28 protein-coding genes are annotated in these 23,506 nt (G+C 56.1%); 20 read left to right on the top strand and 8 right to left on the bottom strand.

Annotation, left to right across the window (positions count from 1 at the left end; translation table 11 throughout):
* Positions 1-21: 21 nt before the first annotated feature.
* From ACTJJ7_RS06635 to ACTJJ7_RS06615, 5 genes are all read right to left on the bottom strand, one after another.
* Positions 22-840 carry a cytochrome c oxidase subunit II gene (locus ACTJJ7_RS06635; protein WP_105734815.1) on the bottom strand — a complete coding sequence of 273 codons (819 nt, stop codon included), beginning with the start codon at positions 838-840 and terminating at the stop codon, positions 22-24.
* Positions 841-1,030: 190 nt separating this feature from the next.
* Complete coding sequence (locus tag ACTJJ7_RS06630; RefSeq protein ID WP_440966136.1) at positions 1,031-1,417, bottom strand: c-type cytochrome; 387 nt, start codon at positions 1,415-1,417, stop codon at positions 1,031-1,033.
* Between the two features lie 100 nt (positions 1,418-1,517).
* Positions 1,518-2,396, bottom strand: a complete 879-nt coding sequence (locus ACTJJ7_RS06625; protein ID WP_440966134.1) for a hypothetical protein — start codon at positions 2,394-2,396, stop codon at positions 1,518-1,520.
* Positions 2,397-2,502: 106 nt separating this feature from the next.
* Positions 2,503-2,817: a hypothetical protein gene (locus ACTJJ7_RS06620; RefSeq protein WP_440966132.1), complete on the bottom strand. Its 315-nt coding sequence runs from the start codon at positions 2,815-2,817 to the stop codon at positions 2,503-2,505.
* Positions 2,818-2,863: 46 nt separating this feature from the next.
* Positions 2,864-3,826, bottom strand: a complete 963-nt coding sequence (locus tag ACTJJ7_RS06615) for a LysR family transcriptional regulator (RefSeq protein ID WP_130272490.1) — start codon at positions 3,824-3,826, stop codon at positions 2,864-2,866.
* A 122-nt stretch (positions 3,827-3,948) separates the two neighbouring features.
* On the opposite strand from ACTJJ7_RS06615, the gene ACTJJ7_RS06610 reads away from it, so the two are divergent.
* The 9 genes from ACTJJ7_RS06610 to ACTJJ7_RS06570 are packed head-to-tail and all read left to right on the top strand — an operon-like array spanning position 3,949 to position 13,115.
* Positions 3,949-4,998: a class 1 fructose-bisphosphatase gene (locus tag ACTJJ7_RS06610; protein WP_440966130.1), complete on the top strand. Its 1,050-nt coding sequence runs from the start codon at positions 3,949-3,951 to the stop codon at positions 4,996-4,998.
* 17 nt (positions 4,999-5,015) lie between these two features.
* Positions 5,016-5,888: a phosphoribulokinase gene (locus ACTJJ7_RS06605; protein ID WP_105734821.1), complete on the top strand. Its 873-nt coding sequence runs from the start codon at positions 5,016-5,018 to the stop codon at positions 5,886-5,888.
* Between the two features lie 10 nt (positions 5,889-5,898).
* On the top strand, positions 5,899-7,923 hold the full coding sequence (gene tkt, locus ACTJJ7_RS06600) for a transketolase (RefSeq protein ID WP_440966128.1): 2,025 nt from the start codon (positions 5,899-5,901) through the stop codon (positions 7,921-7,923).
* Positions 7,924-7,925: 2 nt separating this feature from the next.
* The gene (gene fba, locus ACTJJ7_RS06595; RefSeq protein WP_105734823.1) at positions 7,926-9,005 is read left to right on the top strand and encodes a class II fructose-bisphosphate aldolase; all 1,080 of its coding nucleotides are present in this window, start codon (positions 7,926-7,928) and stop codon (positions 9,003-9,005) included.
* A 29-nt stretch (positions 9,006-9,034) separates the two neighbouring features.
* Positions 9,035-10,495 carry a form I ribulose bisphosphate carboxylase large subunit gene (locus ACTJJ7_RS06590; protein WP_105734824.1) on the top strand — a complete coding sequence of 487 codons (1,461 nt, stop codon included), beginning with the start codon at positions 9,035-9,037 and terminating at the stop codon, positions 10,493-10,495.
* A gap of 10 nt (positions 10,496-10,505) precedes the next feature.
* On the top strand, positions 10,506-10,925 hold the full coding sequence (locus ACTJJ7_RS06585; RefSeq protein ID WP_130272487.1) for a ribulose bisphosphate carboxylase small subunit: 420 nt from the start codon (positions 10,506-10,508) through the stop codon (positions 10,923-10,925).
* Positions 10,918-11,856 carry a CbbX protein gene (gene cbbX / locus ACTJJ7_RS06580; protein WP_440966125.1) on the top strand — a complete coding sequence of 313 codons (939 nt, stop codon included), beginning with the start codon at positions 10,918-10,920 and terminating at the stop codon, positions 11,854-11,856. Before ACTJJ7_RS06585 ends, cbbX begins: the two co-directional genes overlap by 8 nt.
* Complete coding sequence (gene rpe, locus ACTJJ7_RS06575; RefSeq protein WP_105734827.1) at positions 11,853-12,542, top strand: ribulose-phosphate 3-epimerase; 690 nt, start codon at positions 11,853-11,855, stop codon at positions 12,540-12,542. The genes cbbX and rpe overlap by 4 nt, the downstream gene beginning before the upstream one ends.
* Positions 12,543-12,557: 15 nt before the next feature.
* Positions 12,558-13,115, top strand: coding sequence for a thioredoxin family protein (locus tag ACTJJ7_RS06570; RefSeq protein WP_105734828.1), 558 nt, complete (start codon positions 12,558-12,560; stop codon positions 13,113-13,115).
* A gap of 39 nt (positions 13,116-13,154) precedes the next feature.
* Here ACTJJ7_RS06570 and ACTJJ7_RS06565 read toward each other — a convergent pair whose 3' ends face one another.
* Positions 13,155-13,544 (bottom strand): c-type cytochrome, encoded by a 390-nt coding sequence (locus ACTJJ7_RS06565; protein ID WP_105734829.1) that lies wholly within the window; start codon positions 13,542-13,544, stop codon positions 13,155-13,157.
* A 29-nt stretch (positions 13,545-13,573) separates the two neighbouring features.
* Positions 13,574-13,789 (bottom strand): hypothetical protein, encoded by a 216-nt coding sequence (locus tag ACTJJ7_RS06560; RefSeq protein WP_440966122.1) that lies wholly within the window; start codon positions 13,787-13,789, stop codon positions 13,574-13,576.
* 113 nt (positions 13,790-13,902) lie between these two features.
* Between ACTJJ7_RS06560 and ACTJJ7_RS06555 the strand changes: the two genes are divergently transcribed.
* The 6 genes from ACTJJ7_RS06555 to ACTJJ7_RS06530 all read left to right on the top strand — a co-directional run bounded on the left by ACTJJ7_RS06555 (position 13,903) and on the right by ACTJJ7_RS06530 (position 18,566).
* Complete coding sequence (locus tag ACTJJ7_RS06555) at positions 13,903-14,112, top strand: hypothetical protein (RefSeq protein ID WP_105734831.1); 210 nt, start codon at positions 13,903-13,905, stop codon at positions 14,110-14,112.
* A 66-nt stretch (positions 14,113-14,178) separates the two neighbouring features.
* Positions 14,179-15,132, top strand: a complete 954-nt coding sequence (locus ACTJJ7_RS06550) for an ABC transporter substrate-binding protein (protein ID WP_130272484.1) — start codon at positions 14,179-14,181, stop codon at positions 15,130-15,132.
* A gap of 81 nt (positions 15,133-15,213) precedes the next feature.
* Complete coding sequence (locus ACTJJ7_RS06545) at positions 15,214-15,945, top strand: ABC transporter permease (protein ID WP_440966119.1); 732 nt, start codon at positions 15,214-15,216, stop codon at positions 15,943-15,945.
* Positions 15,908-16,663: an ABC transporter ATP-binding protein gene (locus ACTJJ7_RS06540; RefSeq protein ID WP_105734834.1), complete on the top strand. Its 756-nt coding sequence runs from the start codon at positions 15,908-15,910 to the stop codon at positions 16,661-16,663. Before ACTJJ7_RS06545 ends, ACTJJ7_RS06540 begins: the two co-directional genes overlap by 38 nt.
* Complete coding sequence (locus ACTJJ7_RS06535) at positions 16,660-17,619, top strand: quinoprotein relay system zinc metallohydrolase 2 (RefSeq protein ID WP_440966117.1); 960 nt, start codon at positions 16,660-16,662, stop codon at positions 17,617-17,619. The genes ACTJJ7_RS06540 and ACTJJ7_RS06535 overlap by 4 nt, the downstream gene beginning before the upstream one ends.
* 95 nt (positions 17,620-17,714) lie before the next feature.
* Complete coding sequence (locus ACTJJ7_RS06530) at positions 17,715-18,566, top strand: quinoprotein dehydrogenase-associated SoxYZ-like carrier (RefSeq protein ID WP_440966115.1); 852 nt, start codon at positions 17,715-17,717, stop codon at positions 18,564-18,566.
* A gap of 17 nt (positions 18,567-18,583) precedes the next feature.
* On the opposite strand, the gene ACTJJ7_RS06525 is transcribed toward ACTJJ7_RS06530, so the two are convergent.
* Positions 18,584-18,934, bottom strand: coding sequence for a hypothetical protein (locus ACTJJ7_RS06525; RefSeq protein ID WP_105735030.1), 351 nt, complete (start codon positions 18,932-18,934; stop codon positions 18,584-18,586).
* 473 nt (positions 18,935-19,407) lie between these two features.
* On the opposite strand from ACTJJ7_RS06525, the gene xoxF5 reads away from it, so the two are divergent.
* From xoxF5 to ACTJJ7_RS06500, 5 genes are all read left to right on the top strand, one after another.
* Positions 19,408-21,213: a lanthanide-dependent methanol dehydrogenase XoxF5 gene (xoxF5, locus tag ACTJJ7_RS06520; protein WP_105734836.1), complete on the top strand. Its 1,806-nt coding sequence runs from the start codon at positions 19,408-19,410 to the stop codon at positions 21,211-21,213.
* A gap of 146 nt (positions 21,214-21,359) precedes the next feature.
* The gene (locus ACTJJ7_RS06515; protein ID WP_105734837.1) at positions 21,360-21,884 is read left to right on the top strand and encodes a c-type cytochrome, methanol metabolism-related; all 525 of its coding nucleotides are present in this window, start codon (positions 21,360-21,362) and stop codon (positions 21,882-21,884) included.
* A 1-nt stretch (position 21,885) separates the two neighbouring features.
* Positions 21,886-22,746, top strand: a complete 861-nt coding sequence (locus tag ACTJJ7_RS06510) for a substrate-binding domain-containing protein (RefSeq protein WP_440966113.1) — start codon at positions 21,886-21,888, stop codon at positions 22,744-22,746.
* A 49-nt stretch (positions 22,747-22,795) separates the two neighbouring features.
* On the top strand, positions 22,796-23,305 hold the full coding sequence (locus ACTJJ7_RS06505; RefSeq protein ID WP_440966111.1) for a PQQ-dependent catabolism-associated CXXCW motif protein: 510 nt from the start codon (positions 22,796-22,798) through the stop codon (positions 23,303-23,305).
* Between the two features lie 77 nt (positions 23,306-23,382).
* Positions 23,383-23,478: a pyrroloquinoline quinone precursor peptide PqqA gene (locus ACTJJ7_RS06500; protein WP_105734839.1), complete on the top strand. Its 96-nt coding sequence runs from the start codon at positions 23,383-23,385 to the stop codon at positions 23,476-23,478.
* Positions 23,479-23,506 lie beyond the last annotated feature (28 nt).

Genomic DNA, 23,506 nt, shown 5'->3' with positions numbered 1-23,506 from the left:
TCTCCCCGACAGCGGCCATTCTCATTTTGCCGCCTGAATCTCTCCTGCCGATGCCACCATCTGGGAAAAAGTTTGCTGCTGTTGCAGCCACGTCTGATAGTCTGCCTCGGTGTCAACGACGACCGTCCCGCGCATCTGCGGATGACCAACGCCACAGAGTTCCGCACATAGAACCTCGAACGTTCCCGTTCGTGTCGGGATAAACCAGTAATAGCTGACCGATCCCGGGATCATATCCATCTTGGCCCGGAACTCGGGGACATAGAAATCGTGCACGACATCGAGGGATCGCAGCAGCATCTTGACGGGTTTGCCGACGGGCAAATGCAGTTCACCGCCCTGTATGATGATATCATCAAGGCTGGCGGGATCCTTCTTATTGATTCCCAACGGGTTATCCGAGCTGACATCGCTGGTTTCGGCGGTTCCCAGCCGGCCATCTTTCCCCGGGAGACGAAAGCTCCACAGCCACTGCTGCCCAACCACTTCCACTTCCGTGGCGTCATTAGGGACCGTGATGAATTGATTCCAGACAAACAGGCCCGGCGCGAGCATAGCAGCGACACCGATGGCAGTTACGGTCGCCAGCCAGAACTCCAGTACCCTGTTTTCCGGCTCATATGCGGCGCGTTTGCCGGGATTGTGCCGGAAGCGGTAGACGCAAAACGCGATGAACAGGACCACGGCGACGAAAACGACCCCGGTGATCCAGAACGTTATAATAATGGTGTTGTCGATATAGTCCCAGTTCGACGCGATAGGCGTCCACCACCACGGGCTCAGCAGGTGAAATAATACCGAGCCGACAGCGATGACGATCAGAATTACCACGACTGCCATTTTCTGCCCTCCCGGCCTTTACTGGGTGTGGACATGGGTCGCATCTTGGGAAAGACAAATCTATTATCTCATGAACGGATAAGACAGGCAATCAGGCCGAAAGAAACGCATGTATAGGCCCTATTCCCACATCTATTCTCCGGACATACTGACTTTATTCACGCTCATTCATTCTCAGCGGGCGGAAGAATTACTTGGAAAACTGTTTCAGATAGGCAATCAGATTGGTGATATCGCCATCATCCTTCAGTCCGGGGAAAGCCATTTTCGTGCCTTTCACCTTGGCTTTGGGATCATGCAGATAGTCACGCAGCGAGGTCTCATTCCACACAAGACCAGCTTTGCCCGCATCCACCATCGATGGTGAATAACTGAAGCTCGCATGTGTTCCAGCTGTTCTGCCAAACAGGCCGTTCAACGAGGGACCTACCTTGTTCGTGTCCGTTTCCGCCACGTGGCAGATGCTGCATTTCTTGAAAACAGCTGCGCCCGCCGTAGCATCTCCCTCCTGGGAGTGCGCTCCGCCAGCGGAAAGGACAGCAACCGACAAGCCGATAAGAAGGACACAATATTTCATGAAACCCCCTCCTGACTGAAATTGTCATCCTGCACACCGGATAAGTCAATCAGCCCAGCAAAGAATTTCCTGCTGATGGCAGCTTTCAAGTATCGGTTTGCTAAAGCTCTTTCATTTGAATGCGCACAACTCCGAATGGATTGAACTTGTACTCGTCTTCCTCATAGCGGGTGTCGTTGGACAGGGCGGCACGGCGATCCGCTAGCGCGGCTTCAACGCCGTCACGGGCCATCTCGTCGGCGATAGCATCAATGAGAGCAGCAATCTTGAGCTGTTCGGCACTGGTTGATGGCCTTTGATCGTCCGGCCGAACGGTGGTTACAAGCACATCGGGCAGGCCAACCAAATGAAATCCGACGCTGGCCATGCCGTCGATGTCGTCGCCAATAGGCCGGCGCGCAAAGGCCAAACGGCAGCTTCTGGCAAGTGCCATGCCATCCCCGGCCGCCGATGCACTGCGGGCCTGTTCAGCCAGCTCTTTCCATCGGCGTGCGCCATGGGCCACCCCTGCACTCTCGCCTTTTGCGGCAATGGCACCGTGATCAAGCATGTATTGTACAAGCTGCAGGGCTTTTGCCGATGTTGTTACACTTGTTTCCGCTGTCATTGACGGGCCGAGCACGTAGAGGACAGACCCGTGCCCGGCGACCGCTTTTTCGTCGGTGTCCTGATAGCTTTCCGGATCAACGCGATCCCAGCAGACGCTGAACGATCGCTCCATGCGGTCATCGGGCTCTTTGCGGGACCCATCTTCATCGGCGGTAAAGCCATCCGCCAGTTTCTGTATGGCGGCGCGGGCATTTTCGACCAGGGCCGGAAGACCGTGCTCACCGCCAAGAAAACAAAGCACATGGCGCGGCGTGTAGCTGGAACGCAGTGCAGCATATGCCGGAAGCCTGCTGGACGCAGTGCTGAGAGAAGGCTTGCCGATGACGAGACCACCCAAAAAAGCCAGCACACCGCGACGCATTGAATTCATTTCAGTGTCCCTACGTTTGCCAATCAGTGAGCGTGGGCGTTTTAGCAGCACCACGTCCGAAACGCGAACCATAACGCGGACGGTCTGTCCGTTTGCAACTTGATTGTTAACCCCAGTCAATGAACACGATAAGAACGGCGGATATAGCGATCAAAAGACAGAAGGCAGTTGTGACAATTCGGATAAGTCCATGATGCCGGCGAAGCGGAAAATATGCGAGCCAGCATGCCGCAACGAGCAGTATGCATACCAACAACATCCCGACCATCAAGGCTCCAACATCCATCCTGCTCACCGCAGGGTTGGAGAGTGCTGCAAGATATACTACTGATAACCCAATGGTCATCAAGATCGCGAACACGAGGCTGGAGGCAAAATAGGTAATCCGCGACGCCAGGCTCAGCGGCTTTTGTTCAATCATGGTACCCCCGGACATCCCGCGCTCACTAAACGCCATTCCCACATGTCTAAGCCCGCTGATTTTGCGAAATTTGCGCACCGGTCATGGGATAGAGCCGATCGATGGAGGGCAGACATTGCGCGCCTTTGCGGTTGAGAAAGTCCTGGAAAGCCCGCATTGCCGGCGACAATGTCCGGTCTGTCCGCATGACCGAAAACCACTGACGGCGAATGGGCATACCAGTGACATCCAGCATCACGAGCCTGCCGACTTCCAGTTCGAGCGCGATCGTGTGGGCTGAAATGAAGGCTATGCCCAGCCCCGCCATGACAGCCTGTTTGATTGTTTCGTTTGAGGACATTTCGGTGCCGAGATCATCGATACGTCCCGGCAGTTCGCTCAGGAAGATCTCCAGCGAAATGCGGGTGCCGGACCCGGGCTCGCGGATCAGAAAATGCTCCTGCGCGATACGCTCTTTCGTTATGTCGCGGCATTTGGCCAGGGGGTGATCCGGTGCGGCGATCATTACCAGTGGATGATCGCCAAAAACCGCCGAACGCAACGGGATATCCTTTGGCGGCCGCCCCATCAGAGCAAGGTCCACTGCATGGCTTTTCAAACTGTCGATGATTTCCGCGCGGTTGCCGATTGCCAGTTTGACGACAATGTCGGGATGGTCCTTTGCGAAAATCGCCATGAGCTGCGGCGCAAAGTACTTGGCTGTCGACACCACGCCCAAGGACAGGGTGCCTACCCGCAAACCCTTGATGGCATCGATTTCGTCGTGAAGGAGCCGTAGTCTTTCCTCGATCATCTGCGCGGCATCCAGAAATGCAAGACCTGCAACGGTGGGGCGAAGTCCCTCATTGGTGCGATCGAACAGGATAATATTCGCATCTTCCTCTGCCAGCTTGAGCTGAATGGTCACGGCAGGCGGCGTCAGTCCCAACGCGTTGGCAGCGGCGACGATTGTTCCATGCTTCTTGATTGCCTGTATCGCCCGTAGCTGTTTGAGATTCAGATTGCGCATTGTGCGAAGTTAATAAATTTTATCTAATACGTAAATATATTAAATTTTACTTAGGTATCCATCAATGGTCCCTTAGCACCGAAGTCTGACGCAGAATGACGATCAGGCACGGGAGGACGGCCATGACCACGGCGACATTAGACGCCTTTCTTGGATCCTATGCGGAATGTGGCGATCCCTTGCGCGCATCGGTATCCGCGCTGCTGCGCCAACTGGCTTTGACCGCAGTCAAGATTCGCAGTGTTGTCAATCAGGGAGCCCTTGGAAAGGCCTTTTCCGGGGGAACCGGTAACAGGAATGCCGACGGTGACCCGCAAAAGGCGCTCGACGTATTTGCCGACGATATGTTCCTCGAAGCGGCACGGCAGTCTCCTGTCGCCCTCTACGGCTCGGAAGAGCTGACGTATCCGGCAGTGCTGAATCCGCGTGCGCCGCTGGCACTTGCAATCGATCCGCTCGACGGCTCGTCCAATATCGACACCAATGTTTCGATCGGAACCATCTTCTCCGTCCTCCCGGTGGCCGGTGACCCGAGCAGCGAGCCTGGCGCATCGTTCTTTCAAAAGGGCGACTGCCAGCTCGCTGCCGGTTTTTTCATTTACGGTCCGCAGCTGGCTCTTGTGGTGACACTTGGCAGCGGTACACACGTTTTTGTCTTTTCAAGCCGGCTTGGAACCTTCGTGCAGGCCTATGAAAGTATCGTCATAGCAAGCCAGGCACATGAGTTTGCCATCAACACAGCCAATTATCGGCATTGGGACGAGGCAGTACAGCTCTATGTCGATGATTGCCTGAAGGGCAGCGAGGGGCCGCGCGAGCGTGATTTCAACATGCGATGGATCGCGTCGCTGGTCGCCGAGACGTACCGCATTCTCATGCGCAGCGGCGTGTTTCTCTATCCCGGTGACAAGCGCAAAGGCTACGGCGAGGGCCGGATACGGCTGATCTACGAGGCGAACCCCATTGCTTTTCTCATCGAGCAAGCGGGCGGAGGTGCGACGGATACGGCGAACCGCATTCTTGATCTGGTACCCCATACCATGCATCAGCGGGTTCCGTTCGTGTTTGGTTCAGCACGGGAAGTGGCCCGGATCGGCCGCTACCATGCCGAACCCAGCAATATTGGCGAGCGAGCACCGCTCTTCAGCAACCGTGGCCTGTTCAGGGCTTGAGGGGAGGGAGATCAATCATGTCAGCAAAGCATCCGATCATCTCCATCACCGGTTCGTCTGGTGCCGGCACCACGTCGGTCAAGCGCATCTTCGAACAGATTTTTCGCCGTGAGCACATCGAAGCCGCCTTCATCGAAGGCGATGCCTTTCACAAATATGACCGCAACACCATGAAGGTGAAGGTTGCGGAAGAAGACAAGAAGGGCAATCCCAACTTTACGCATTTCCACGTGGACGCCAATGAACTCGCCAAGCTCGACGCGGTGTTTGAAGAATATGGTCGCAAGGGAACTGGTCAGACGCGGACCTACATCCATGATGATGCCGAAGCCGAGCAGTACAATACGCCAGCCGGTACATTTACCGAATGGCGCGATTTTCCGCCCAGCACCCTTCTCTTCTATGAGGGACTGCACGGCTGCGCTGTCACGGAAGGCATCAATCTTGCTCGCCATGCGGATCTCAAGATCGGTGTGGTGCCCGTTATCAATCTCGAGTGGATACAGAAAATTCATCGGGACCGCTCGACCCGCGGCTACTCCACCGAAGCGGTGATGGATGTCATCCTGCGCCGCATGCCGGACTATGTCCGCTATATCACGCCGCAATTTACGCTGACGGATATCAACTTCCAGCGCGTACCCATTGTCGACACGTCCAATCCGTTCATCGCCAGGTGGATACCGACGCCCGACGAGTCAATGCTGGTGATCCGGTTTGCCCGGCCGCGCGGGATTGATTTTCCGTACCTGCTTTCGATGATTCACGACTCGTTCATGTCGCGCGCCAATTCGATCGTGGTGCCCGGCAATAAACTCGACCTGGCGATGCAACTCATCCTGACGCCGCTGATCATGCAGTTGATTGAGCGCAAAAACCGAGCCTCGTGAGGAGAAGACGATGAACACGCAAGCTCTGCTTCAAGACAAGCCGGATACCGAAATCCTTTCAGAACGGGACATGGCGAATGCAATCCGCACTCTGGTCATGGATAGCGTCCAGAAGGCGAATTCCGGACATCCAGGCATGCCGATGGGAATGGCGGATGTCGCAACCGTGCTGTTCAGGCGTTTCATCAAACTTGATCCGCTGCACCCGCAGTGGCCTGACCGTGACCGGTTTGTCCTGTCGGCAGGGCATGGCTCCATGCTGCAATATGCGCTGCATTATCTTGTCGGCTATCCGGATATGCCCATTGAGGAACTGCAGCGTTTTCGCCAGATCGGTGCAAAAACCGCGGGTCATCCGGAATACGGTCATGCACAGGGCATCGAGATGACCACCGGTCCGCTTGGGCAGGGTATTGCCACTGCGGTCGGCATGGCGCTGGCCGAGCGCATGCAGGCCGCGCGATTTGGGGCGGATATCGTTGATCATCATACCTATGTCATGGCGGGAGATGGCTGCCTGCAGGAAGGTATCAGCCAGGAGGCGATTGATCTTGCAGGTCATTTGAACCTGTCAAAGCTTATCGTGTTCTGGGACAACAATGCCATCTCCATCGACGGGTCAACATCGCTCTCGACGTCTACGGATCAGCTGGTGCGTTTCAAGGCCGCGGGCTTCGACGTGCAGGACATCGACGGTCATGACTTCGATGAAATTGCTGGGGCGATTGCCCATGCCAAGGCCTCTGGACGGCCTTCGTTGATCTCGTGCCGCACCATCATCGGAAAAGGGGCGCCCAATCTGCAGGGCACTGAAAAGACCCATGGTGCGCCACTGGGTGCTGAGGAAATTGCTGATGCGCGCTTGGCATTGGACTGGCCGCATGAGCCATTCACCGTCCCGGAGCACATCCTTGAGACATGGCGGGATGTTGCCCGCCGGGGTGCGGATGAACGGCGCGACTGGTCGGTGCGGGTATCAAAATCGCCGCTTGGTGAGGACTTCAAGCTGGCGGCGCAGAAACAGGTGCCGGCAACAGTGTTTGAAGAACTTGCCGCGTTTCGCCGCGACCATATCGAGAAGGCCACCAAGGTCGCGACGCGCAAGGCTTCCGAAATGGTGCTTGGCGTCGTCAACACCGCTACCGATCTCACGATCGGCGGATCCGCTGATCTTACGCATTCGAACCTCACCGTAACGCCCGGTATGCGCGCTGTTGCATCCGGTGATTTTTCCGGCCGGTACATTCACTATGGGATCCGCGAGCATGGCATGGCCGCCGCGATGAATGGCCTCGCGCTACATGGAGGTTTCATCCCGTATGGCGGTACGTTCCTGGCTTTCGCCGATTATGCACGGGGAGCCATACGCCTTTCCGCCTTGATGGGGCAGCAGGTCGTCTATGTCATGACCCATGACTCGATCGGTCTTGGTGAGGACGGTCCGACGCATCAGCCGATTGAACACCTTGCCATGCTGCGTGCCACACCGGGTATCAACGTATTCCGGCCGGCGGATATTATCGAGACGGCGGAGTGCTGGGAACTGGCGTTGAAACACAGTGACCGTCCGAGCGTCATCGTATTGTCCCGCCAGAACCTTGCGATGCTGCGCCCTGGTTATACCGACGAAAACCGGTCGGCCCGCGGCGCTTACGTCCTGCGTGAAACAGCCGAACCGCGTGCGGTCACTCTGTTGGCCACGGGCTCGGAGGTCGAGATTGCCTGTACCGCTGCCGATATGCTGCGGGCGCAACACAAGATCGTAGCGGCTGTTGTTTCCATGCCCTGCTGGGAACTGTTTGAGGCACAGACCCCGGCCTATCGCCGGTCGGTTCTGGCTGCGGCGCCGCGCATCGCTATCGAGGCGGCCGCACGTCTCGGCTGGGACCGCTGGATCGGTGACAAGGGCGCATTCATCGGCATGCACGGCTTTGGCGCCAGCGCGCCGGCGCCGGACCTCTATCGTCATTTCGGCATCACGCCCGAAAAGATCGTTGCCACTGCACGCAAGCTCATCAGCGAGAAGGAGTATTGATGATGGCCCGTATTACACTGCGACAACTGCTCGATCACGCGGCTGAGCATGGCTACGGCGTTCCTGCCTTCAACATCAATAATATGGAGCAGGGGCTTGCCGTGATGGAAGCCGCTGCTGCCTGCGAGGCGCCGGTTATTCTGCAGGCATCCCGTGGCGCGCGCTCCTATGCCAAGGATGTCATGCTGGCGCGGATGATCGACGCGCTGGTGGAATTGTACCCAGCCATTCCTGTCTGCCTGCATCAGGATCACGGCAATGACGAAGCCACCTGCATGACGGCGATCCGGCATGGGTTCACGTCGGTGATGATGGACGGTTCGCTCGAAGCGGATGCGGCGACCCCTGCATCTTACGAATACAATGTCGGGATCACCAAGCGGGTCACATCCATTGCCCACTGGCTTGGCGTTTCTGTGGAAGGTGAACTCGGTGTGCTGGGATCGCTGGAAAGCGGCGAGGCGGAGGCCGAGGACGGGCACGGCGCAAGCGGTGTGCTGAGCCATGATCAACTGCTGACAGATCCGGACCAGGCGGTCGATTTTGTGCTGCGCACAAAAGTGGATGCACTCGCAATAGCCTGCGGCACTTCGCATGGCGCCTACAAGTTCACCCGCGCGCCTGACGGTGACATTCTGGCGATGGGTGTGATCGAGGAGATCCACCGCAAACTGCCGAACACGCATCTGGTCATGCATGGTTCGTCATCCGTCCCGCAACCCTTGCAGGACATCATCAACCGGTATGGCGGCGAGATGCCGCAAACCTATGGCGTACCCGTGGAGGAAATCGAGCGGGGCATTCGCCATGGCGTGCGGAAAGTGAACATCGATACGGATTGCCGGATGGCGATGAGCGGACAATTCCGCAAGATAGCCGCCGAAAATCCGGCTGAGTTTGACCCGCGCAAGTTCCTGAAACCCGCCATGGATGCAATGCGTGATCTCTGCCGGGACCGCTTCGAGCGGTTCGGCACGGCAGGCCATGCCTTGAAAATCAAGGTCGTCGGTCTCGATGACATGGCCAAACGCTATGCAGCTGGCAAGCTCGATCCACAAATCGCCGCAGCGCAGGCTGCTTGAGTCCCGAATGAAACGGAAAGGACCTTATCATGTCAAACAAGTCGGAAACGGTCACGGGAAAGGACCGCTACAGGTCCGGTGTCATGGAATACAAGAAGATGGGCTATTGGGAGCCCGATTATGAACCGAAAGACACCGATATCATCGCGCTTTTTCGCATTACGCCGCAGGATGGCGTTGATCCGATCGAGGCTGCCGCCGCCGTTGCCGGTGAATCATCGACTGCAACCTGGACGGTGGTGTGGACGGACCGGCTGACGGCAACCGAAAAATATCGCGCCAAGGCCTATCGCGTTGATCCCGTTCCCAATGGCGAAGGTCAATATTTCGCTTACATTGCCTATGATCTGGATCTCTTCGAACCCGGTTCCATCTCCAATCTGACGGCGTCGATCATCGGCAATGTCTTCGGATTCAAGCCGCTCAAGGCTTTGCGGCTGGAGGACATGCGACTGCCGGTTGCCTATGTCAAAACCTTCCAGGGGCCGCCGACAGGTATTGTTGTCGAGCGCGAACGCCTCGACAAGTTCGGCCGGCCGCTACTTGGCGCGACCGTCAAGCCAAAGCTTGGATTGTCCGGCCGCAACTACGGGCGTGTCGTGTATGAAGCGCTGAAAGGCGGTCTGGATTTCACCAAGGATGACGAGAACATCAACTCGCAACCCTTCATGCATTGGCGCGAACGGTTCCTTTACTGCATGGAGGCCGTCAACAAGGCCCAGGCTGCCACCGGCGAAATCAAGGGCAGTTACCTCAACGTCACGGCGGCGACGATGGAGGACATGTACGAACGTGCCGATTTTGCCAAGGAGCTGGGCTCCAACATCGTCATGATCGATCTCGTCATCGGCTATACGGCAATCCAATCAATGGCCAAATGGGCGCGTCGCAATGACATGATCCTGCATCTGCATCGCGCCGGCCATTCCACCTATACACGGCAGAAGTCACACGGTGTCTCGTTCCGTGTGATCGCCAAGTGGATGCGTCTCGCCGGTGTGGATCATATTCACGCTGGAACGGTGGTCGGCAAACTCGAAGGTGACCCTGCAACCACGCGCGGCTACTACGACATTTGCCGTGAAGATTTCAACCCGATGCGGCTTGAAAACGGCGTGTTCTTCGATCAGCACTGGGCTTCTCTCAACAAGATGATGCCGGTTGCGTCTGGCGGTATCCATGCCGGTCAAATGCATCAGCTGCTGGATCTTCTCGGCGAAGATGTCGTTCTGCAGTTCGGCGGCGGTACGATCGGTCACCCCCTCGGCATCGCGGCTGGAGCCACTGCCAACCGTGTTGCACTCGAATGCATGGTGCTCGCCCGCAATGAAGGCCGGGATATCCTGCGCGAGGGGCCGGACATCCTGCGGATGGCGGCCCGCAGCTGTCAGCCGTTGCAGCAGGCGCTGGAAGTCTGGAAGGACGTTTCTTTCAACTATACCTCAACGGACTCGCCGGACTTCGTTCCGACGGCAACAGCAGCCGAATAGGAGAAACGACATGCGTATTACCCAAGGAGCATTCTCGTTCCTGCCCGACCTGACAGACGAGCAGATCGCCCGGCAAACGCAGTATTGCATCGACAATGGCTGGGCTGTCAGTCTTGAATTCACCGATGATCCGCATCCGCGCAATACCTATTGGGAGATGTGGGGGCATCCGATGTTCGACAATCCGGATGCCGCCGCATTGATCATGGAACTGAAGGAATGCCGCAAGGTCTATGGCGATGGCTATATTCGCTTCGTTGCGTTCGACAATTCGCATGGCTGGGAGTCGGTGAAATTGTCCTTCCTCGTCAATCGACCGCAGGAAGAGCCCGGCTTCCATCTTGCGCGTCAGGAAGGCGAAGGCCGTGTCGTCCGGTACACGACGAGATCCTACGCAACGGACAAGCCGGCGGGGCAACGTTATGGCTGACATCGGGATCGAAGAGCTCGCGCGTGCCAGCGAGGACATTCCAGCTGCAATTGATCTGCGCGCTGAATATGTTGAATCCGGTGTGAAAGACGTGCTCGATGAACTCGACCGTGATTTGATCGGCCTGAAGCCGGTTAAGCTGCGGATCAAGGAGACTGCCGCTCTGCTGCTGGTGGAACGGGCGCGCCGGCGGATGGGGCTTGCCCATGAGACGCCGACGCTGCACATGAGTTTCAGTGGTAATCCGGGCACAGGCAAGACCACGGTGGCGCTGCGTATGGCCGATCTTCTGCACCGGCTCGGCTATATCCGCAAAGGTCACCTCGTTTCGGTGACGCGCGACGATCTGGTCGGGCAGTATATCGGCCACACCGCGCCGAAGACCAAGGAGATATTGAAGAAAGCCTTGGGCGGCGTGCTGTTCATCGATGAAGCCTACTATCTGCACCGGCAGGAGAACGAGCGTGATTATGGTCAGGAAGCCATTGAGATACTGCTTCAGGTGATGGAAAATCAGCGCGAAGATCTTGTGGTTATCCTGGCCGGTTATACGGATCGCATGGACAAGTTCTTCGAAAGCAATCCGGGTTTTCGCTCCCGTATTGCTCATCATATCGATTTTCCGGATTACAGCTCCGACGAATTGCTTCGCATTGCAGAGACAATGTTGGCGAAGCAGAATTATGGCTTCGATGCGGAAGGCCGTGCAATCATGGCTGACTATATTGAGCGGCGCCGGCAACAACCGCATTTTGCCAATGCCCGTTCCATCCGTAACGCACTCGATCGGGCACGTCTGCGGCAGGCCAATCGCTTGTTTGAGACATCAAAGGGGTTGCTGAACGCAGACGCCTTGTCGACAATCACTGCAGCCGATATCGGCAATAGCCGTGTCTTTTCAATGCCGCCTGCGGAGGGGCAAATGCCATGAACCGCAAGACGCTCATCGCGCCGTCCGTTCTGTCCGCGGATTTTTCCAGGCTGGGTGAAGAGGTGGAGGATATCATCGAGGCTGGAGCAGACTGGGTGCACCTTGATGTGATGGATGGGCATTTCGTTCCCAACATCACCTTCGGTCCTCAAGTCATAAAGTCGATCCGCGGCCGGACCGCAGCGGTGTTCGATTGCCATCTCATGATCGCACCGGCAGATGCCTATCTCGCGGCCTTTGCCGACGCCGGGTGCGACTTCATCACCGTTCATGCGGAAGCGGGGCCGCATCTGGACCGCTCGCTGCAGACCATTCGCAATCTCGGCAGGAAAGCAGGCGTGTCCCTCAACCCGTCTACGCCTGAAACGGCAATAGAATATGTGCTGGACCGCCTCGACCTCGTATTGTTGATGACGGTCAATCCGGGGTTCGGCGGACAGGCATTCATCCCGTCGGTTATCGAAAAGACACGGCGCTTGAAAGCTCTTATCGGCGATCGTCCGATCCATATCGAAATCGATGGCGGTGTCACCCCGGAGACCGCCCCTCTGGTGGCGGCTGCCGGCGCCGATGTTCTTGTTGCCGGATCGGCGATTTTCAAGGGAGGTAGCAAGGCTGCTTACGCTGCCAATATCGCCGCCATCCGCCATGCTGCCGATGACGCCAGGCACCAGAAGGCAGCCTGAGAGGAGGAAACATCAATGGCGGCAGTCCCACCCCTTTGTGATTTCGGCTGGCGAGCTGTCGATGCAAGCTTGATCGGGACCGGCGGCCAACGGCACTCTCTCTTGGCTCAGGCTGGACGGCATGGACTTGTCGTCGCGTTCATCTGCAATCACTGTCCCTATGTGAAGGCCGTCATCGGGCGTATCGTGCGTGACGCGCATGATCTCGCAGCACTGGATGTTGGCTTTGTTGCCATCAATGCCAATGATGCAGCAGCTTACCCCGCCGATTCCTATGAAAATATGCAGCGGTTTTCCCGGGAGAATGCGTTTCCCTTTCCCTATTTGCACGATGCGGACCAGGCGGTTGCGCGTGCCTATGGTGCTGTCTGCACGCCGGATTTCTTCGGGTTCAACGCAAGGGGTGAATTGCAATACCGGGGGCGGCTGGACGGCTCGCGCAAACAGGAAGCGATCGCAGACCTGCGCCGGGATTTGTTCGAGGCAATGCGCCAGATTGCGCAATCGGGCACCGGACCACGCGAACAGATCGCCTCAGTTGGCTGCTCCATCAAATGGCGCGATTCGCCCTGACAGAGTGATGCCGCCGGCGATCCGACCGGCGGCAATCTGTTACTTCGAGTATTGTTTGAGATAGGCCTCGAGGTTGGTAATTTCCGTCTCATCTTTCAGGCCGGGAAAGGCCATCTTGGTGCCTGGAACCTTGGCCTTCGGATCATGCAAATAGTCGCGCAAGCTGGCAATGTCCCACACAAGACCGCCCGCACCGGCTGCCTTCATCGCAGGAGAATAGCCGAATCCCGGATGTGTACCGGCTGTTCGCCCAAACAGTCCGAACAGAGATGGCCCGACCTTGTTCTTGTCGGTGTCTGCCACGTGGCAGGCCATACATTTCTTGAAAACTGTTGCACCTGCAGTTGCATCACCCGCATCTTGAGCGCGGGCACCGGCAACTGACAGAACTACAACTGACATACCAATCAGTAGTACAGGGTATCGCATGGCATTTCCTCATTTTCGCCAAGGGTGCCCTAGACGAAGACTGGCACCAATTTCCATGCATTGGCACCACCATTTTGCTTGATCTTTTTGTTGTAGAACGACTGATCATAGCGTTCCAAAACGTTACCCGCGACATTGCATAAGTCAATCGCCGGGTTGCGGAAATAACGCCGCAGCATCACGATTGCGTTTTCCGCGGAACGCATGATTGACGGCAGCGGGCGGTAACCGTAATTTGGATGCAACGATATTTCTCATCGGGCACCTTGAGGAATCCGTCGAATGGCTTCTGATCCAGTCAATCCACCTTGTGTATTCGAGGCATTGGCGGGGAGGGGTAGCGGATTGAAGGTGCTGAATGGACGTTATCGATCTTATCCTGACAGTCTGTCTTATATCCAACCCGTCAAGCTGCCGGGAGGAACGCCTGCACTTTGAGAACAAGGGCAATCTTCTCAATTGTATGTTCCTCGCTCCCGCTGAAATTGCAAAGTGGGCTGGAGAACATCCAAAACTGCGTGTTGCGCGCTGGAAGTGCGCCTATCCAACCAACGAGTTGACTTTATGACCGGATAATCCGGCAGCGATCTGTCAGGGAGGTTTTGTGACGGGCAAATATCAATATCGATTTTTCTTGGCGTTGCTATTCACATTGTCGATTGTGTGCAGCGGCACGGCGAGTGGTCTGGCATCGGAAACGGTTCGTGTCGGTGTTCTCAAATTCGGCACGGTGAATTGGGAACTCGACACGATCAAGCACAACAAGCTTGATGAGAAATATGGTGTGCATGTCGATGTCCGGTTCTTTGCCGGCGAGGAGGCGACCAATGTCGCGATGTTGGCTGGGGATGTTGATATAATCGTCAGCGATTGGCTTTGGGTATCGCGTCAACGCGCCTCGGGCGAAGACCTGGCTTTCGTGCCCTATTCCAGTTCTGTCGGCGCACTCATGGTGCGAGATGGCTCGCCGATCAAAAGTCTCACGGATCTCAAAGGCAAGAAAATCGGCATTGCCGGCGGACCTCTCGACAAGAGCTGGCTGCTCATTCAGGGGCTTGCCAAACGTCAGTCGCTCGATCTGGCGGCGCAAAACGACATTGTCTTTGGCGCTCCGCCATTGCTTGCGGAGAAAGCGCAACAGAATGAGCTCGATGCCGTTCTGAATTTCTGGAATTTTTGTGCGCGGCTGGAGGCCAACGGCTTTCGCAGGGTGATCAGCACGAGCGATGCCGCCAAGGCGCTCGGCGCCACGGGTGCCGCATCAGCTCTTGGCTACATATTTCACGACAAATGGGCAAACGCCCATCCCGAGGCCATTGCGGGATTCATCAAGGCCAGCCGAGACGCCAAGGCGCTTCTTGGCAGCTCTGATGCGGAATGGCAGCGGCTCGCGCCGGTGGTAAAGGCCGAAGGGCGCGAACTCGATATATTGCGGGATCGCTATCGCGAAGGCATTCCCTCCCGATCCGTCGACGCCGAACAGGCCGACGCAGAAAAGCTCTATGCGCTTCTCGCGGAACTCGGTGGCCCCCAGCTGGTCGGTCCGGCGGTCACGCTGACTCCCGGCACGTTCTGGAGGGCCCGATAGATGTCTGTGGTCCCCACCGAACGGCGAGGAGCACGTGAGGTAGCGCCGTTACCGCGGTCACGGCGCTGGACCTCATCCGTCATGGTTTTGCTGTCTTTTGCAGTCCTCATGATCCTCTGGCATATCGGGGCTACGTTTTGGCCGAGCCGATCCTTTCCGGCGCCGCTGCTCGTTCTGCAAAAGTTCACAAGCGAGACCGCGAGCGGCGATTTACCCTATCATTTGGCAATCACGCTATGGCGTGTGGCAGCCTCGTTCTTCCTTGCCATGATCATCGGATCCGTGATCGGCGTTTTCTTGGGCACCCACCGGCGAGCCGACCAGTTCTTCAATCCCTGGCTCATTCTCTTCCTGAACATCCCGGCCCTCGTCATCATCGTCCTGGCCTATATCTGGTTTGGCCTGAACGAAGCGGCAGCGATTGGTGCGGTTGCCCTGAACAAGATCCCCAATGTGGTCGTGACAATGCGCGAAGGGACCCGGGCGCTCGACGGGCGTTATGCGGAGATGGCGCGGGTTTACCGGTTCAGCGCAATCGACCGTTTGCGGCATATCCTGTTACCGCAGCTGCAACCCTACATCGCTGCAACGTCACGTTCCGGCGTTTCGCTGATTTGGAAGATTGTGCTTGTTGTCGAACTCATGGGCCGGTCGAACGGCATCGGCTTCCAGATCAACCTGTTTTTTCAACTCTTCGATGTTGCTGCAATTCTCGCCTACACTCTGGCGTTCATTGCCGTGATGCTTTTCATCGAACTTGTATTGGTACAGCCCCTTGAACACACATCAACGCGTTGGCGTCGCCCGGCTTAAGGTCGATATCCAGGAAAAATCGTTTCGTTCATCCAATGGCGAAGCGATCGATGTTCTGCGCGATCTGCATTTCGAAGTGGAGCAGAACGAATTTGCCTGCATCCTCGGTCCTTCCGGATGCGGCAAGACGACAACACTCCGCATATTGCTCGGGCTTGAAGGGAGTTATGACGGTTCCGTTGAGTTGCCGGGGCTGGCCGAACCGCGTGTCGGGGCCGTGTTTCAAGAACCGATCTTGTTGCCGTGGTGTTCAGTCGAGCAAAACGTGCGCCTTGCATTGCCGAAACGGTCGAGGGGCGCGAATCTCGATGCCCTGTTCCGCATCTTGGGGCTGGCCGCAATGCGGACGTTCTATCCCGGTGAGTTGTCTCTCGGCCTTGCGCGGCGCGCGGCAATCGCGCGGGCATTGGCAATCGAACCAGACATTCTTCTGCTGGATGAACCCTTTGTCTCACTGGATGAAGCAACGGCGGATCAGTTGCGTCACCTGCTCCTGTCGGTCTGGTCCGAACGTCCGACGACGGCGCTCATGGTGACCCACAATGTGCAGGAGGCAATCATGCTATCGGACCGGATCATCGTTTTCTCGGATCGTCCTGCCCATGTCGTCGGAACTTTCGACATCAGGGTGCCGCGACACAGCCGCAATGCACAGGTCAGGGCAGATCTCTTGCGTTCGTTCCACGCAAAATTCTCGGACGGAGGTGCCGGTCCATGAGCGGCACGACCCGGCGCGGTGTTCTTAAAACAGCTATGGTCTTTGCCTGTTGCGGCATGTCGCATGCGCGTCTGGCGCTGGCTCAGTCACGGCCAGGTGATCCGCTGCCGGTGAAACAGATTGCCGACGGGGTGTTTGCCTTTGCAGGCATCCCTGCGATGATGAACGATCAGAATGATGGCGAGATCTGCAATGTCGGTTTCATCATCGGTGACGAGGCGGTCGCTGTCATCGACAGTGGCGGCAGCGTGGTTGAAGGCAAGGCCTTGATCGAGGCCATTCGCGCCAGAACCGACAGGCCGATCCGCTATCTGATCAACACCCATATGCACCCGGACCACATCTTCGGCAATGCTGCGTTCGATTCTATCGACGCAATCATCGTCGGTCACCGCAACTTGCCGCGCGCTTTGGAAAGCCGCGGGGCTTACTATCTGCAGAGTTACAGGGACGCGATGGGCGATGATCTGATGGCGGACATCAGGATCGTTCCGCCGACCAAGCTCATAAGCGATGAGGAAGAGCTCGATCTTGGCAACCGTAAACTCACCTTGAAGGCATGGAAGCCAGCGCATACGGACAATGATCTTTCCGTTTTTGACCACAAAACCGATACTTTTTTTACCGGCGATCTCTGCTTTATCGGCCATCTGCCAACGATGGACGGATCGCTGCTTGGATGGATTGCGCAACTGGATATTCTGAACGGGATCAAGGCGAAATCTGCTGTCCCCGGGCATGGACCCATACCATCACCATGGCCGCAGGCACTGGAAGCGGAGCGTCGTTACTTCGATGTGCTTGCGAGCGATATGCGCAAAGCCATTGCCGATGGTGTGCCGATGTCGGATGCCGTCAAGTCAGCGGCGCAACGCGAACGTGCGAACTGGAAACTCTTTGACGAATACAATCAGCGCAACGCAACAGCTGCTTTCGCTGAACTCGAGTGGGAATGATTGGGCGGTCTTGGCATTTGCCAGACCACTCGGATGGGTGATATAGATAACAGAGCCGGGCACCGCCAAATTATCCTTGGTGGAGGCAGAACACGATGCTTGCGATATTACAGCCGCGCAACCGGATGGTTGCCATTGCGCTTCTTGTGTTGGTTGGTGCGGTTATTTCATTTCCCGTATGGGCTCAAAATGCTGGGCCTCCCGAAAGCGCGACCTGGAACGGTTTGAAAGGTGATGTCTTTGGACAGAAAACCATTGAACCGGCAAACGGCATTGTGAGGATTGATGCGCCGAAGCGCGCCGAAGATGCTGCGATTGTGCCGGTTGATCTGCATTTCAAAACCGATACCGGTACTGGCCGCATCAAGGCCGTGACCTTGATCGTGGATGAAAATCCATCGCCGGTTGCTGCTGTGTTCAAGTTCGGTCCCGATGCCGGGGTGACCCATCTGGCAACGCGATTGCGTGTGAATGCCTATTCCTATGTAAGAGCCATCGCGGAAACCGAGGACGGCAAACTTCATATGACGGAGACCTTCGTCAAGGCATCGGGAGGATGCTCGGCGCCGGCCATGAAGAACACCGATGAAGCACTCGCCAATCTGGGCAAAATGAAACTGCGCGTGTTCTCGTCGAAAACATCCGGTATGGAGCCAATGACCCGTGCGACGGAAATGCAGCTGATGATCCGCCATCCCAACAATTCCGGGCTGCAGATGGACCAGATAACCCGATACTACATCCCCGCGCACTTCATTCAGGGATTGACGGTGTCACAGGGCAATCGGCTGATCATGTCGATGGAAGGCGGAATTTCGATTTCGGAAGATCCGAACTTCCGCTTCGAATTTGATGCGAAGCCGGGAGAGGATATCAAGGTTGAAGCGGCCGACACGGAAGGCAAGCAATTCAAGGATGAATGGCCGCTTGAATCATCAAGTTTGTGATGAAGGGAACTGAGGATTCAGAAGCAGCGTATGTCGGCTTCGGCCTGGGCGCGTTTCAGTTCGGTGATGGAAGCTTTCGCCGGAGCGCTTTCGCGAAAGAGCGCGCCGTTTTCGCCGGGAACCATTCCCATTGATTTGTATGTTTCAGCGGCAACATAGTGATCATAGGAGATGACAGAGGCAATGACATCGATCGAACAGGAACAGCGTTGCAGCGAATCCCGGTTCTCTCCGTTGGCCTTCATGCAGCCGTAAACGTACTCGGCAAGGGCTGGCGTGGGGTAATCCGCGGCCGATTTTGCCGGCGAAGAATATGCAATTGCTGCGGTTGCTAACAGGCATAATTGCAGGGCTTTTGATATTGCCATCGGACCGTTGCCTTCGCGCTGGTGAGGTGCCGCAGTTTTCAAATGGATAACAAATAGTAATATTGATTGGCAAGAATTGTCCAGTATTAAAGTATCAAATCATGATGATCATATAGATTGTAGAATAAAATGGGGAATCGCGATACATGCTGCGGTGCAAGATATGTATATTGCAACGCAGAAAATATAAATTGATAAACATGCTTGCCTAATGCAAATCTTTCTCCTATCGTCACCTTGTTTCCGGCTTCAAGGACGTTACCGTCAAGGGAGTGGTGACAGTCTTCGTAGGCCAAGCGGGGTGGGCAGTAACGGTGCCCTCTGCGCGCCTGGCTTAGGTCGTGACACGCTGCCGGAAATACTTCCCCATTTGCGTGAGCTAATGGAGCGGACCGCTGTGATAAACGGCTCCGCCCGATGGTTCATAAATGTGAACTTAGGGAGGACTCATAATGCGTGTACACAAGAATTTAATGCGAGCGTTGGCCACCTTTACTCTGTCGTTTTCATTGGCGGGAGGAGCTTTAGCCAATGACGATCTGCAAGCCTTGATTTCCAATTCGAAGGACTGGGCGATCCAGACCGGCGATTATGCCAACACCCGATATTCAAAACTCAATAAGATCAACAAGGACAACGTCAAGAACCTTCAGGTCGCCTGGACGTTTTCGACTGGCGTGCTGCGTGGTCACGAAGGTGGCCCGCTCATCATCGGGGATGTCATGTATGTCCATGCGCCCTATCCGAATACAGTCTATGCGCTTGACCTGAACAATGACGGCAAGATCCTGTGGAAATATGAACCCAAACAGGACCCTAATGTTATTCCAATCATGTGCTGCGATACCGTTAATCGCGGCGTAGCTTATGGCGATGGCAAGATTTTCCTGTACCAGGCCGATACAACCCTCGTGGCTCTCGATGCAAAAACCGGCAAGCCCGAATGGTCTGTGAAGAATGGTGAAGCTGCCGATGGCAGTAAAGGCGAATCCGGCACATCGGCTCCGATGGTCGTTAAGGACAAAGTCATCGTCGGTATTTCCGGTGGTGAGTTCGGCGTTCGCGGTGCTTTGACTGCCTATAACATCAAAGACGGCAAGCAGGCCTGGCGGGCATGGTCAATTGGTTCGGACAAGGACACATTGATTGATCCGGAAAAGACGACCCAACTCGGTAAGCCGGTTGGCGCAGATTCCAGCACCAAGACATGGGAAGGCGACCAGTGGAAGATCGGTGGCGGAACAACATGGGGTTGGTATTCATATGATCCCAAATTGAACCTCATCTATTATGGCACGGGTAACCCATCCACATGGAATCCCAGCCAGCGTCCTGGTGACAACAAATGGTCCATGACAATCATGGCCCGTGATGCCGACACTGGTATGGCGAAATGGCTGTATCAGATGACCCCGCATGACGAGTGGGATTATGACGGCGTCAATGAGATGATCCTTGCAGATGGCATCAAAATTGACGGCAAGGATCGCAATGTGCTGGTGCATTTTGATCGCAACGGCTTTGCCTACACTCTGGACCGTGCAACCGGCGAACTTCTGGTCGCCAAGAAATACGATCCGGCTGTGAACTGGGCAACAGAAGTTGTGATGGACAAGAACAGCAAGGACTACGGCCGTCCTGTCGTCGTTGACAAATATTCGACGGCAAAACAGGGTGAAGACGTCAACACGACCGGTATTTGCCCTGCTGCACTTGGTACCAAGGATCAGCAGCCTGCCAGCTATTCACCGAAGACGAAACTCTTCTACGTCCCGACAAACCATGTCTGCATGGATTACGAGCCCTACAAGGTCAGCTATACCGCCGGTCAGCCATATATCGGTGCAACGCTTTCCATGTATCCTGCTCCGAACAGCCATGGCGGCATGGGCAACTTCATTGCCTGGGATGCGGCAAAGGGTGAAATCGTCTGGTCCAAACCCGAGCAGTTCTCGGTCTGGTCCGGTGCGCTTGCAACCGATGGCGACGTGGTGTTCTACGGTACGCTTGAAGGTTATCTGAAGGCAGTCGATAAGAACGGCAAGGAACTGTACAAGTTTAAGACTCCTTCCGGCATTATCGGCAATGTCACCACCTACGAACACAAGGGCAAGCAATATATTGCCGTTCTGTCCGGTGTTGGCGGCTGGGCAGGCATTGGTCTTGCTGCCGGCCTGACAAAAGGTACGGATGGTCTGGGCGCGGTCGGCGGTTATGCCGGTCTCTCCGACTATACGGCTTTGGGCGGTCAGCTGACCGTTTTCGCCGTCCCCGAATAAACCGGGGCGAGCAGACACTTGAACAGGGCGCCCGGTTTCAATCAGGCCGGGCCCCTCGTGTCACCTGACCGATACCTGATGATCAATCATAACCGTTGAGCTGGCGCCAACAGGTGTTGCCCGACGCGCGAATGCGAGGTTACCGAATGCCGATTCGAACAATCCTTCTGGCCGTCACTGCCACTCTTGCTCTCCTGATAGGGCAGGGCAGCAGCCGTGCCGATGACAAGGCCGCAGCAGCGGTTGCTTCCGACGACAATGGCAAATACGCCGACAAGGACGGAAATCCGACATTCAAGATACAACCGGATGGAACTGTTGATTGGCATACCTATAGTGGTTACCGGCGGTTCAATTCGGAATGCAATGTCTGCCATGGAGCAGACGGTGCGGGGTCGTCCTTCGCGCCGGTTCTCGCCGAATCGCTCAAGACAATGTCCTATGCCGATTTCCTGTCGACAGTGGCGGGAGGCCGGAAGAATCTGTCGAACGGCAACGACAAGGTGATGCCGGCCTTCGGCGACAACAAGAACGTTTATTGCTACATGGACGATCTCTACGTCTATCTGCGGGCACGTGCCGTCGGGGATCTTCCGCGTGGGCGTCCTGCAAAGCATGAAGACAAGTCGGCGGCCGCCAAACAGGCGGAAGATTCATGCATGGGTGGATGAGATGATGCAGCGCGCGAACTTCCGCCAATACCGGATCGCAGCCTTCATTGCGGCGATGCTCGCTGTGCCGTCGGCTGCCCTGGCGCAGAGCGCCGGCTTGGGAGCTGCCGGTGAGCTTGTTGATCCGGATATACTGCGCGTGTGCGCAGACCCGTCGAATATGCCGTTTTCCGACCAAAGCGGGAAAGGATTTGAAAACAAGCTGGCTGAACTGGTTGCAGCCAAAACCGGACGGAAGTCGGTGGCCTACACCTGGTATCCCATGGCGACCGGCTTCGTTCGCAATACACTGCGGTCCAACCATTGCGATATCATCATGGGATACGCCCAAGGCGATGATCTGGTGCAGAATACCAATGCCTATTATCGCTCCACCTATGTCATGGTCTACAGGAAAGGAGCCGGTCTCGACGATGTGGTGTCGATCGAGGACAAGACGTTGGCAGGCAAGAAGATCGGTGTGGTCGCGGGAACGCCGCCGGCTGCCAATCTTGCCAAGGCCGGGTATATGCGCAGCGTTGTTCCCTATCCTTTGATGGTGGACACACGCCTCGCACCGTCCATGGCTGACGTGATGATCAAGGATCTTATGAAGGGCACGATAGATGTGGCAATCCTTTGGGGACCGATGGCGGGCTATTATGCGCATGAGATCAATCCGGATCTGGCGGTTGTCTCGCTGGCAAAGGAAAAGTCCGGACATATGGCTTACCGGATCACCATGGGTGTGCGTCCGTCCGATCAGGAATGGAAGCGGACATTGAACAAGGTCATCAAGGAGAACCAGCCGGAGATCAATCGGATTCTGGGCGAATACCATGTGCCGCTGATAGACGAAAATGACAAGCCGATCACCCAATAGCCTGTGGAGCGCCGCAGCGCCGATCTGTTTTGTCTCTGCAGTCCTTTTGATGAACACGGGTGTCAATCTGGCTGGTGCGGAAGGAAATGCGCCTGAACCTGCGGGATACCGGACAGAGATGTACCGGGCTCCAGTTCCGGCCACGCTGAAGGGAGCAAGAGTGGTAACGACGGATGAGGCCATCGCTCTGTGGAAAGACAAGGAAACCGTTTTTGTCGACGTGCTCCCGCATGATCCCAAACCGGCAAATCTTCCGGCCGGAACCATATGGCGAGACAAGACGCGGGAGGACATTCCCGGGAGCATCTGGCTCGCAAACACGGGATACGGAATTTTGAACAAGGAGACGGAAGCCTATTTTCGCAAGGGACTGGAATCGCGTCTCGGGCGTGAGAAAAATCGAAGGGTATTGTTCTATTGTATGGAGAATTGCTGGATGTCGTGGAATGCCGCCAAAAGAGCAGTCGAATGGGGATATCGTTCCGTATTCTGGTACCCGCTCGGCACGGACGGCTGGATCGCGGCGGGGCAGGCCACACAAAAAAATGAACCCTATTAATTTAGATCCTGCGCCATGATGGCGTATGGTGGCGGAGAAAGATCACTGCGGTGATCTTTGGATAGAAGGAGGCTAGCATGAAGAAAACTTGGACAAAGCCGACCATGTGTCAGGTTGCTGCTGGTATGGAACTGACGCGTTACATGCCTGCTGAACTGAAGACAAAGAAGTAATCTCCAGTCTTCGCCCTGCGTGAGCCAA

Origin of the sequence: Phyllobacterium sp. 22229 (assembly GCF_052056495.1) — a bacterium.
GTDB classification, from domain to species: Bacteria; Pseudomonadota; Alphaproteobacteria; order Rhizobiales; family Rhizobiaceae; genus Phyllobacterium; species Phyllobacterium myrsinacearum.
Note: the sequence above shows the minus strand (reverse complement) of the source record. Positions and strands in the feature narration are given on the sequence as shown.